Source organism: Sorangium sp. So ce1335, assembly GCF_051521615.1.
Classification (GTDB): domain Bacteria; phylum Myxococcota_A; class Polyangia; order Polyangiales; family Polyangiaceae; genus Sorangium.
Genome location: NZ_CP150363.1, coordinates 6,301,467 through 6,313,886 on the forward strand (window position 1 = coordinate 6,301,467; position 12,420 = coordinate 6,313,886).

The 12,420-nt window shown below is 74.3% G+C and carries 4 protein-coding genes; 2 read left to right on the forward strand and 2 right to left on the reverse strand.

The window, feature by feature from the left end; translation table 11 throughout:
- Positions 1-47: 47 nt before the first annotated feature.
- Both WMF24_RS23285 and WMF24_RS23290 read left to right on the forward strand, forming a co-directional pair.
- Positions 48-2,357 (forward strand): DUF1588 domain-containing protein, encoded by a 2,310-nt coding sequence (locus WMF24_RS23285; RefSeq protein ID WP_437738634.1) that lies wholly within the window; start codon positions 48-50, stop codon positions 2,355-2,357.
- A gap of 8 nt (positions 2,358-2,365) precedes the next feature.
- Entirely contained in the window at positions 2,366-3,637 is a 1,272-nt protein-coding gene (locus WMF24_RS23290; protein WP_437738635.1) for a DUF1501 domain-containing protein, read from the forward strand.
- Between the two features lie 81 nt (positions 3,638-3,718).
- Here WMF24_RS23290 and pbpC read toward each other — a convergent pair whose 3' ends face one another.
- A complete protein-coding gene (pbpC, locus tag WMF24_RS23295) occupies positions 3,719-6,235 on the reverse strand; it encodes a penicillin-binding protein 1C (RefSeq protein ID WP_437738636.1) in 2,517 nt (838 codons plus the stop codon).
- A 3-nt stretch (positions 6,236-6,238) separates the two neighbouring features.
- Positions 6,239-12,031 (reverse strand): MG2 domain-containing protein, encoded by a 5,793-nt coding sequence (locus WMF24_RS23300; RefSeq protein ID WP_437738637.1) that lies wholly within the window; start codon positions 12,029-12,031, stop codon positions 6,239-6,241.
- Between the last annotated feature and the right edge of the window lie 389 nt (positions 12,032-12,420).

Sequence of the window (12,420 nt, forward strand, 5' to 3'; positions counted from 1 at the left end):
CGAGGATGCTTATGCCGAGAACAGGATGGTTACTCCGGAAGCGCGCCGTGACGGCCCTGGCGTTCCTGGGGCTCTCCGCGGGGGCGGGCGCGCTCGCCACCGTGTCCACCGGTTGCAGCAGCGAGGCCGACGGCCCGTGCATCTCCGACGAGCAGTTCTTCGCCGAGAAGGTGTGGGTCCCCATCCTCTCGACGAAATGCATCGGCTGCCATAACCCGCAGGGCCAGGCGGCGGAGTCCAAGCTGATCCTCGCCGGCAGCAGCGAGGCGGGCTTCCTCGACAGGAACCTCGCGACGTTCAAGTCGCTCGCGGGGCTCGAGCTCAGCGGCGAGTCGTACGTGCTGCTCAAGCCGACGAAGACGATCGATCACGGCGGCGGCCACGTCATCGACGTCGACGGCCCCGAGTACGAGGCGCTCCGCGAGATGGTCGAGCGCACGAAGAGCCCCTCGTCCTGCGAGACGGACGTCAACGCGTCCTTCGCCGGCGTCGTGATGAGCGGGCCACAGGAGACGCTCCGCGCGGCGAGCCTGGAGATCGCCGGGCGCCTCCCCACCGAGGCCGAGGAGCAGGCCGTCGCCCAGAGCGGCATGGACGCGCTCGACCCGATCCTCGACCAGCTCCTCACGGAGGACGCGTTCTACGTGCGGCTGATGGAGATCTACAACGATCTCTTCCTCACCGACCGCTACCTGAACGGCGAGGCGGCCGTCGATCTGCTGAGGAGCGACGCGTACGACCCGAAGTGGTACGCGAGCCTCCCGCAGGACCCGGCGCTCGTCGAGAAATACGGCGCGCGGGACCTCGAGGACGCCATCAACAAGCTGAAGAGCTGGACGAACCGCGCCATCGGCCGGGAGCCGCTCGAGCTCATCGCGTACATCGTGCGCAACGACAGGTCGTTCAAGGAGGTCCTCACCGCCGACTACACCGTCGTGAACCCGTTCTCGGCGAAGGCGTACGGCGTGACCGCCGAGTTCCAGAACGACGCGGATCCGGAGGAGTTCGTCCCGGTGAAGCGCGACCCGATCCCGCTCGCGGGCGTGCTCACCTCCCCCGTCTTCCTCAACCGACACCCGACCACGAGCACCAACAGGAACCGGCACCGCGCGCGGGTGGTCTATCAGTACTTCCTCGGCACCGACATCCTGAAGACGGCCGAGCAGCCGCTCGATCAGACGAAGATCACCGACTTCAACCCGACGATGAACAACGCGGCGTGCACCGTCTGCCACGCCGCGCTGGACCCGCTGTCCGGCGGATTCCACAGCTTCGACTCGCAGGGCCGGTACAGGGCGGACGACACCTGGTACGAGGACATGCGGCCGCCGGGCTTCGGCGCCGAGTCGGTGCCTTACAGCGAGTTCCCGAGCGCGCTCTCGTGGGTCGCGGAGCGCGTCGCGGACGACCCGCGCTTCGCGCTCTCGGCCGTCTACACCATGTACACCGGGCTCACCGGGCAAAAGCCGCTCGTCGCGCCGACGAACGACGATCCGGAGTTCAGCGCGAAGTTCCGGGCGTACCTCGCGCAGTACCACGCGTTCAACGCGATCGCGCGCGACTTCGCCGACAGCGACTTCAACCTGAAGACCGTCGTCAAGGCCATCGTCAAGAGCCCCTATTTCCGCGCGCGCAACGTCGCGCAGCCGTCGTCCCGGGGCGAGGCGCTGACGCAGCTCGGCGGCACCCGGTTCCTCGGGCCCGAGCAGCTCCACCGGAAGATCTGGGCGGTGACCGGGTACCCGTGGCGGCCGAGGGCGTTCGAGGACGACGGCAGCCGCTACGACTACCTGCTCCGGCGCGACGCCTACCGCCTGCTCTACGGCGGCATCGACTCGGAGGAGGTGATCCAGCGGATCACGGAGCCGAACGGGATCATGGCCAACGTCGCCGACCGGATGGCGAACGAGATGGCGTGCATCTCGGTGCCGCGCGACCTGTTCCTCCCGCAGGAGGAGCGGCTGCTCTTCCCGTACGTCGAGACGACGTTCGAGCCCCGGGACACGAACGGCTTCGACGTGCTGCCGGCCATCGAGGCGATCAAGAAGAACATTCAGCACCTGCACAAGCGGGTGCTCGGCGAGTCGCTCGAGCTCGACGACCCCGAGATCGAGCGGGCCTACAAGCTCTTCTTCGAGACGTGGGAGGAGGGCAAGGCGGGCATGGCGAAGGCCGAGGGCGAGGAGGGCCGGCTCTCGCGCTCGCTGCCGGGCGCCTGCCAGGTGAACAACGACTACTGGACCCGCGAGGGGCTGCCCGAGGAGCAGCGGCTCACGCGGGACGAAAACTACACGGTCCGCGCGTGGATGAGCGTCATGACCTATCTCCTGTCGGACTTCAGGTTCCTTTACCAGTAGGAGCAGCCATGGAACGTCGAGATTTCCTCAAACTGGCATCGATGGCGGGCCTCGGCGTCGTCGCGGCGGGCGGGCTGTCGAGGGACGCCGCGGCGGCTGGCCCCTACTCCGGTCCTCTCTGGATCCATATCCACGCGAGCGGCGGGTGGGACCCGACGAGCCTCTGCGACCCGAAGGGCGCGATGAGCGCCGAGGAGCAGGAGACGCGGGACGCGATGAACCGCAGCTACCTCAACGCAGAGATCGGGACCGCCGGCAACATCCGGTACGCGCCGGTCGGCGGCAACGCGGAGTTCTTCAAGAAGCATTACAGCAAGCTGCTCATCATCAACGGCATCGACACCGAGACGAACAGCCACGACGCGGGCGTCCGCAACACGTGGTGCGGGACGCTCCGCGAGGGCAAGCCCGGGTTCGCGGCGCTCGTCGCCGGCGTGCACGGCGGCGCGCTGCCGATGGGGTTCATCAGCAACGGCGGCTACGACACGACGGCGAACGTCGTGGCCGTCACGCGCGTGCCGGACACCGGCCTGCTCCAGCGGCTCGCGTACCCGAACGTGATCGATCCGTCGTCCGAGCGGCGCGAGGGCTATCACACCGAGGCCACGATGACGCGCATCCTGGAGGCGCGGCAGGCGCGGCACGCGGCGCGGCTCGACCAGCAGCGGCTGCCCCACGTGAAGCAGGCGATGAGCACGCTGTTCACATCGCGCGTCGGGCAGAACGAGCTCAAGCAGCTCATCCAGTACCTGCCCGAGTCGTTCGAGCAGGCCTCGCTGCGGCGGCAGGCGCAGCTTGCGCTCGCGGCCTACCGCGCCGGCATCTGCGTCAGCGCGAACCTGACGGCGGGCGGCTTCGACACCCACGGCAACCACGACGACAGCCACATCCCGCGGCTCGGCAACATCTGCGACGGCATCGACTTCCTCCTGACCGCCGCGGAGGAGCAAGGCATCGCCGACCGGATCGTCGTCGTCGTGGGCTCGGACTTCGGGCGGACCCCGGGCTACAACGAGGGCAACGGCAAGGATCACTGGAACATCACGAGCATGATGCTCGCCGGCGCGGGCATTCAGGGGAACCGCGTGATCGGCGCGACGGACGAGCGGCACAACCCGCTCGAGGTCGATCCGGTGACGCTCCAGCCGAAGGAGGGCGGCGTCCGGATCAAGCCGGGGCACATCCACAAGGCGCTGCGCAAGCTCGCAGGGATCGCGGACGATCCGCTCGTGCAGCGATTCCCGCTCTCCGAGGAAGAGGACCTGCCGATCTTCGGGTGACCGCCGCGGCGCGGGCGGCGGCGATGGCGCCGCGGCGCGAGGGCGGCGCGGGGGCGCGGCGCCCCTCCCCGCCCCCGCCGCTCACTCCACCGTGAACGCGATCTCCTCGCCGGCCGCGGCGCCGTCCGCCTCGACGCGGAGCCGGTGCGCGCCGGCGACGAGCGGCCAGTCGAGCGCGAACGGCGGGCCGACCTCGATCGGGCGACCGTCGAGCACGAAGCGCGCGCGGCGCACGCCCGGGGGGACGTCCGCGCGCAGCCGGATGGCCTGCAGCGAGTTGACCGAGGGGTCGAGGACGAACCGGGCGCCGTCCGGCGGGTACGCGACCCGGACGCGCGCGCCGGCGGCGGCCGCGCTGCCGCCGCCGGGGGGCGCGCCGCAGAGGGGCGAGGCCTCGTCGGGGGCGAGGGGCCGGCCGGCCGCGCGCGCCCACGCGGTGAGCTCGGCGTCGTGGCGCTCGACGACGCGCTCCTCGACGACCGCGTCGGGGCAGGCGCCGGCGCGCAGGCCGTTGCGGCGGTCGACGCGCACGATCTCGTGCATGTCGCACGGCGAGAGCGCCGCGGCGTCGCCGCGCGGCAGGATCTCCCGCCGGCGGTGCGGGCACGCGGCGGTCGGCGTCATGCCGGAGAGCGCGCACACCTCGACCTCGGCGATCAGGTCGGGATCGGGCGGGTCGAACGGGCGCGGCGGGCGGACGCGCGCGGCGGCGAGCATGGCGTCGCGGAACAGCGGGCCCGCGCCGGTGATGCCGCTGACGCCGCCCATGGGCGAGCCGTCGAAGTTGCCGACCCAGACGGCGACGGTGACGTCGGGCGTGAAGCCGACCGCGAGGTTGTCGCGGAACCCCTTGGACGTGCCCGTCTTCGCGGCCACGGGGAACGGCAGCTCGAGCGCGCTGCCCCCGCCGAACGAGGCGAGCCGCGCCTTGTCGTCCGCGAGGATGTCGACGATCACCCGGGCGCGCGCGGCGTCGAGCACGCGCGCGCCCCGCGCGGGAGGCGCGCTCGGCGAGGGCGACGGCGCGCCTGCCCCCGTACGCACCTCGCGCACCGCGCGCACCGGCAGGTGGATGCCGCCGCGCGCGAGCGTGGCGTAGGCGTTCGCGAGATCGAGGAGGCGGACCTCGCCGTCGCCGAGCGCGATCGCCACGCCGTAGCGCGACGGCTCGCCGTCGAGCGAGCCAAGGCCGAGCTCGCGGAGCCGCGAGAGGACCCGGTCGGGGCCGAGCGCGGCCGCCGTCCAGACCGCCGGGACGTTGTACGAGCTGGCGAGCGCGTCCCGGAGCCGGACGGGGCCGTGGAAGCGCCCGTCGTAGTTCCGCGGCGCGTAGCTGCCGCTCGCCGTCGGGAACGAGAGCTCGACGTCGGGCAGGACGGTCGCGGCGGTGAACCCGAGCTGCTCCATCGCGAGCTCGTAGACGAACGGCTTCAGGGCGGAGCCGGGCTGGCGCAGCGCGAGGACGCCGTCGTTGTGGCCGAGCCCGGCGACGTCGTCGATGTCGTGCGAGCCGACGTACGCGAGGATCTCGCCCGTCGCGTTCTCGAGCACCACCACCGCCGCGGCGCCGACGTCGCGGTCCGACAGGCCGCGGACGGTCTGCTGCGCGAGCACCTCGATCTCGCGCTGGAGGCCGCGGTCGATCGTCAGGGTGATCGCGCTCGCCCGGCCGCGCAGCGGCGGCGCGCCGTCGCCGAGCGCGCCGCCGAGGACCGCGCGCACGAGGTGCGGCGCGCCGAGGCCGCTCCCCCTCGGGGCGAGCGCGATGGGCTCGGCGAGGGCGCGGGCCACCTCGGCCTCGCCGGCGAGGCCGGCCGCGCGCATGCGATCGAGGACGCGGTCCCGGCGGCGCAGGAGCGGCCCCGTGCCGCGGCGCGGGTCGTACAGCGCGGGGCCGCGCGGCATGCTGGCGAGCGCGGCGGCCTCGGCGAGCGACAGGTCGGCGGTGGGCTTGTCGAAGTAGAAGCGGCTCGCGGCCTCGACCCCGCGCAGGCCCGGGCCGAACGCGACGCGGTTCAGGTACTGCTCGAGGATCTCGCGCTTCGAGAGCGACGCCTCGATGCGCAGCGCGAGCGCCATCTCGCCGAGCTTGCCGCGCACCGTCCGGGGGCGCGGCGCGAGCGTGCGCGCGAGCTGCTGCGTGATCGTGGACGCGCCCGAGACGACGCGCCGCTCCGCCGCGAGCTGGAAGGCAGCGCGCGCGATCGCGATCGGATCGACGCCCGGGTGGCGCGCGAACCGCCGGTCCTCCGCGGCGAGGAGGGCGCGCTGGATGCGATCGCCGGCCTCGTCGAGCGGCAGCCAGCGCGCGCGCGCGCCGTCCCCTGCGCGGAGCTCGCGCAGCACGGTGCCGTGGCGGTCGAGGAGCACGGTCGACACGGCGTGGTCCTGGGCCGCCCGGAGCTCCTGCGGCAGCGGCGTGAGGGCCGCGGCGAGGGCGAGCAGGAGCCACGGGGCGACGAGGGCGGCGAGCGCGACCTGCGCCGCGCGGCGCACGCGCAGGGGCGAGCGCGCGAGCCACCGCGCGCGCTCCTGCGCCAGCCAGCGCGCGAGCCAGCGCCTGAGGCGGCCGGTCCAGGGCGGAGAGGGCGCGCGCACGGATCAGCGCGGACGCGGCGCCGCGTCCGTCCCCCGGGGCGAGACCTTCGCCGCGTCCGTCCCCCGGGGCGAGACCTTGACCGAGAGGGCGCCCGTCCGGCCGAAGACCTCCGGGCTGTACATCTCCTCCGCGCGCGCGGGCGGCACCACGAACGAGCCGAGCGTCGTGGCGCGCGCGAGGTACCGGTACCGGTACATGCCCGCGGCCATGTGATCGACGAAGAACAGGACCCGGTCGTCGCGGATCTCCCGGACGAAGCGGCTCGGCTCGTACATGCGGCCCGTCGCGCGCAGGTCGGCCTGGTCGACGTCGGGGTCGTACGCATCCGCCTCGATCGCGTCGACGTCGAGCGAGCGCGCGGACGTCGCGAGCCGCGCGTCGACCGCCTCGAGGCCGGCCGGCAGCGGGTCGTCGATCACGACGAAGTCGCGCGGCGACGGCGCGACGACGACGATCTCGCCGAGCACGAGGTCGCCGCCGGCGAACGCGAGCGACGAGGTCGCCGCGCCCGCCGCGCCCCCGGGCGGAGCGCCGCCGAGCGCGGCCGCGAGGTCCTCGGGCGCGAGCGCGCGGAGCGACTTCTCGATGAAGAACCCGCGGTCGAGCGGCGCCGTCGGGAGCTGCTTTCGCGCGTACCGGAGCCGCGCCTCGTAGAAGAGCCGGCCCCGCCCGTCGACGGAGAACGCGAGCGGCGCGCCGCCCGCGCTCGCGAGCCGCGCCGCGGGGATCGACGTCCGCACCTGCTCGGTCGTCGGCCCGTGGAACGGGGCCGAGAACAGCTCGACCTCCCCGAGGAACACCCGGGCGTCGAAGTCGGGCGCCGTCTTCTCCTGCGCCTTCCGGTAGTCGTCGAGGGCGATCAGCGCCCACGCCGTCTCCTGCGTGCTGCGCCACGTGCCCCCGCGCCGGTCCGCGAGGAGGCCCGCCGCGAGCCGCGGCGCGAGCGGGTGCGAGGGCCGCGCGGCGAGCAGCGCGCGCAGCACGAGCGCCGACGTGCGGGCCTCGGAGTCCATGAGGACCGCGTACGCGTCGCCGTGGTTGTGGACGGCCCGCGCGACAGGCCCGTCGAGGCGCAGCGCGCCCTCCATCTCGCGCACGAGCTGATCCACGGCCGCCCTGTCGCCCTTGCCGATCACCATCGCGTGCGCGAGGAGCGCCTTCGAGAAGAGCGGCAGCCTGTCGCGCTCCTCGAAGAGCCGGCTCGCGCGCCCCGGATCGGGCGCGCCGCTCGCCGCGAGGACGTCGACGATGAACGGCGCCGTCGCCCGCAGCATCGGGTCGTCGCCGGCCTCGTTGAGCGCGCCGCGCACGAACGAGACGGCGCGCTCCACCGCGTCCGCCGGCACCGCGACCCCGTGGCGCTTCGCCTCGGTGAGGCCCCACAGCGCGTACGCGCTGGTCCAGAGATCCGGGCGGTCGGACTCGGCGAAGAAGCCGAAGCCGCCGTCGCCGCGCTGGTGCGAGAGGATCTCGCGCACCGTCTTGCCGACGACCGCCGGCAGGTCCTTCGGCAGCGCGATCCCGTACGCCTTCGCGAGATCGCGCAAGGAGAGGAGCGGCACCATGCGGCTCGTCAGCTGCTCGGTGCACCCGTACGGGTACTCGAGGAGCTGCTCCACGCCGCCGCCGAGGCCGACGAGCGCGGTCGGCGAGAGGCTGACCGTGAGCCCGCCGGTGTCGTCGCGGATCGCCGACAGGTCCCCGAGCCGCTCCGCGCTCGCGGTCGTCGTGTCGCCGTAGAGCGCGACGGCCTCGAGCGACGCCGGCGCCTTGATCTCGCGCGTCACCTCGACGACGTCCTCGGCGCCGCCGCCGGACGCGCGGAAGCGCAGCGTCGCCGGGCCGGCCTTCGGCGCCGCGAGCGCGAAGCGGACCTCGGTCGACGCGCCGGGCGCGAGCTCGACGGCGCGCTTCGCGCTCCCCGACAGCGTGAGCCCCGACGCGGCGACCTCCACCTCGACCGTCGACTTCGCGAGCCCCTTCGACGTCACGACGACGCCCGCGTCGATCGCGTCCCCGGCGCGGAGGAAGCGCGGCAGCGCCGGGCGGGCCATCAGCTTCTGGCTCGCGGTCACGCGCGACTCGCCGTAGCCGAACCTGTCGTCCTCCGCGACGACGACCGCCATGACCCGGTAGGTCGTCAGCGAGTCGGGCAGCTTGAAGCTCGCGCGCACCTGCCCGGCCGCGTCGGTGACGAGCGCCGGGTGGTAGTACGCGCTCTGGCGGAAATCGCGGCGCACGCCCGTGCCGCCCGCGGCGCCGCCGCCGCCCGCGCGCCCCTTGTCGGCGCCGAGATCGGCGAACGGGTTGCGCACGCGGGCGAGCGCGTCGCGCGTCTCGATCGTCGCCACCTTCAGGCTGCGCGGCGCGCCGAACACGGGGATCGGATCCGGCGTCTCGTAGCCGGTCAGCGACAGCACGCCCTCGTCCACGGCGTACAGCGTCACCTCGGCGCGGGCGGGCCGGCCGCCGCGATCGCGGACGTCGACGTCCACGCGGATCGGCTCGCCGGGCCGCGCGTCCGCCCTGTCCGGCCGGACGCGCACGGCGAGCCGCTGCGCCTCGGGGTTCACGCGGAGCGGCGCGTACCCGAGGCGGAACGCCGGCGCGCCGACGTCGGGCCCCGCGGCGCCGCCCTTGGCGGGCGCGGGCGGCGGCCTCGTGCGGCCGCGCAGGAGCAGCACGGAGACGAACGCGTTCGGCCGGAGGTCGTCCGTGATCGGCACGTCGATCACCGGCATCGCGCCCGACAGCTTCACCCGCCGGCGCGAGGAGATCCCGGCGCGCTCGACGGTGACGAGCGCGTCCGCCGAGGCGAACGGCGACTTCACGATCACGCGGGCGGTCTGCCCCACCTCGTAGCTCTCGCGGTCGGGGACGAGCTCGACCTTCAGCTGGTCGCTGTCGCCGAAGCCCCCGCCGCCCTCGCCGAGCGCGTAGATCCCGGTCGCGGCGCCGACGGGGTTGCCGCGGCGGTCCTTGGCCGTCGCGTGCAGGAGGTAGTAGCCCCCGGACGGGACGGTGAGCTCGCAGCTCCGCGGCGCCGCCGCCGTCGTCACGCCGCAGCGCGCGACGACCTTGTCGACGGGCACGCTCACGCTGCGGTACGCGCTGCCGCTCCCCTCGCGCGCGAGCGTCCACGTCCGCTGGACGAGCTCCACCCGGACGGGGACCTGCGCGACGCGCGCCCCCTTCGGATCGACCGCGAGGATCTCCGGCCGGAGCACGTCGCCCGCCTTCGCGAAGCGCTCCGGCTCCTTGAGCGCGACGTAGAACTCCGCCGGGTGGACGAGCGCCGTCGAGCTGCCGGCGATCGCCTGCCGCGACACGTCGGTGATCTCCGCCTCGCACGTCACGAGCTCGGTGCCGCGCTGCCCCGGCATGGCGAGCGTCGCGCCGATCGCCGCCTGCCCGGCCGCGTCGAGCCTGTCGCGCGCGCTCTGCACCTCGTGCTCGCGCGGCGACCGGTCCGGCAGGGCGTCCGTGAGCTCGTCCTCGCTGACCGTGAACCCCTCGAGCCCCGGCGGCATGAACGCCGCGGGCCCGCGCGTCACCGACAGCCTGGCCTCCGCGTTCGTCATCGGCGCGCCGAACAGGTAGTCGCCGCGCGCGATCCAGCGCGCCTTGTCGCCGCGGACGTAGCTCGGCCTGTCGCTCTCGACGCCGACCTTGAACTCGGCGGGCCGGTACTCCGCGACCTCGACGCTGCCGGTCACGTCCGGCCACCCCGCCTCGCCCCCCTGCACCGTGGCGGCGAGGCTGTACGTGCCGAGGCGCGCCGTCTCCGGGATCTTCACGTCGGCCGAGAACGTGCCGAAGGGGCCGAGCGCCGGCGTCAGCGAGACGAGCGCCTCGCCGTCGGGCCCCTCGACCTTGAACGCGACGCGCTTGCCGGCGGGCGTCTTCGTCCCGCGCGCCGCCTCCTCGCGGAAGATCCCCTTCACGCGCACCGTGTCGCCCGGCCGGTAGATGCCGCGATCGGAGAACACCATCCCGAACGGGCGCGCCTCGCCGAAGTCCGACAGCGCGCCGAAGCGCCACCCGCTCAGCGCGTCGGCCACGCGGCGGTACGTCCAGTCGTCGCCCGAGCGCGCGAAGATCACGCCGCGCTCCGGCCTCGACGAGGTCTCCGGCCTGTACACCTCCGGCGGGACGGTCGCGAACCCCTCGGCGTCCGTGATCACCGCCGCGGGCGCGCCCGCGCCCGGCGTCCGGATCCACACGCGCGCGCCCGGCACGGGCGCGCCCGTCGACAGGCGCGTCACCCACACGAGCGAGCCGTGCGGCGACACCTTCGCGCTGATGCCGAGGTCGGTCACCTGCGCGATCACCGCCTCGGAGGCGGTGCGCGCGTTCCGCGTCCCGGGCCGCGCCGTGTAGCTGATCCCGATCGCCAGCGGCCCGCGCTTGCCCTCGCCGCCGAGCACCTCGCTGGCGCGCACGAGGTGCGTCGCGGGCGTGTTCGTCGCTGCGGCCGGGCGCAGGACGGACCGCTTGCCGGAGGGCAGCGCCGCGATCTCGCTCAGCTTCGGGCTCCGCCCCGGGCTGTTCGGGTCGGCCTCGAGCGCGAGCACCGCGTCCTCGGTCATCGCGCCGACGGCGAGCGAGAGCTCGCGCACGTTCACGGACACGACGGGGATCTCGCGCCGCTGGGCCGGCTCGAAGACGCTCCCGGTCAGCCCGATCTGCGCCTCGGGCCAGCGGTCGCCGAACGCGACCTGGTGCGAGACGGCGCCCGCGAGCGCCTGTCCGTGCTGGTCGCGCAGCCCGGCGGCGATGCGCACCTCGTAGGTGCGCCCCGGCGCGAAGGCGCCGCCGATCGGGATGTGGCTCGTGAAGTCCTCGTCCTGCATCCACGACGGCCACCTCGGCTTCACGGCGGGCTCGATCGAGATCGCCCGCTTCGCGTCCGCGAACCGCACGGGGTTCGAGAAGAGGAGCGTGAGCCCGCCCTCGGCCGCGCAGCGCCGCTGCGGCGTGTCGTCGTCGCACCGCACGTCCGCGAGGCGGAGCGGCCCGAAGGTGCGGTACGAGAACCGCTGCTCCTCGCCGGCGGGCAGCGGCCCCTCGCGGCCGCGGAGCCTCCCGGCCACGACGAGCTCGATCTCGCTGTCGCGCGGCAGCGGGCCGCGCGGGACGAGCTCGGCGAGCAGCTCGTTCTTCGGATCGGGGCGCCGGACGTCGAACGCCACCTTGGCCGCGCGGCCGCCGGCCGTGAGCGAGACGCTCCGCGCGATCTCGGCGGCGTCGACCGGCTGGTTGAACCGGAGCTCGAACCGCGTGTCCGGCGTGAGGTCGTCCTTGCCCGACCACGGCTCGACGCGCGCGACCCTGGGCAGCTCGGTGCGGAAGGTGAGCACGTACGGCTGGGCGAGCTCGCTGCCGTCGAGCGCCCTGGTGCCCGCCGGGACCTCGACGGTGAACGCCGTGGCGCGCGGCAGGCGTCCTCGCGGGGCGAACGTCAGGCCGCTCGTCCCGACCCAGCGCCACTGCCCCGGCGCGGGCGGCTTCAGGATGGCGGGGGCGGCGGCCTCGCCGCCGGCGAGGTCGAGCGGCCGCATCGGCCGGTTGAACACGAGGCTGATCTCGGCGGGGCTCGTCGTCTGCCCTGTGGGCGCGCCGAACACCACCGCGAACGGGCCCTCGTCGGCTTTACCGCCCGGGTCGAGCGCGCCCGGGGCGAGCGTGCCGCGGGGCGGGACGTTCGGTGCGCGCGCGCCCTGCACGCACGCGAGGCTGAGGGCGATGGCGGCGAGGGCTGCGGGCGCGAACCGGAGGCGCGGGGCGGCGAGCATGTCGCCACGACTCAGCAATGGGGATGCCGCGGGCGCAAGGGGCCTGTCCGCCGCGGAGGCCGGGCGCGCGATGTGGCAGCCGGGACACACCCCGGGAGCGCCGGGACGCGCGGCCCCCTGCCACGACGTCCTCGACCGTGCCCTTCATCCGGGCTGCGCGGCAAGGCGGCGGTGGAGGTCGAGGCGCGCGCTGGCCAGCGCGGCGCATGTCGTCTGCGCGCCTCGGTGACCCCCTTTGGACATGATGAGAACGCCGATCATTCACACTGTCGCATCGTCGTCCAGGTCGTTCGTTGAGCGCACAGCCAGGCCGGCGGCGCTCACCACCGTCCCGCGCCCCGTGGGATATCTCCCCTGCCCCGGAGTTTGACGACATCACGCAGAGTAGC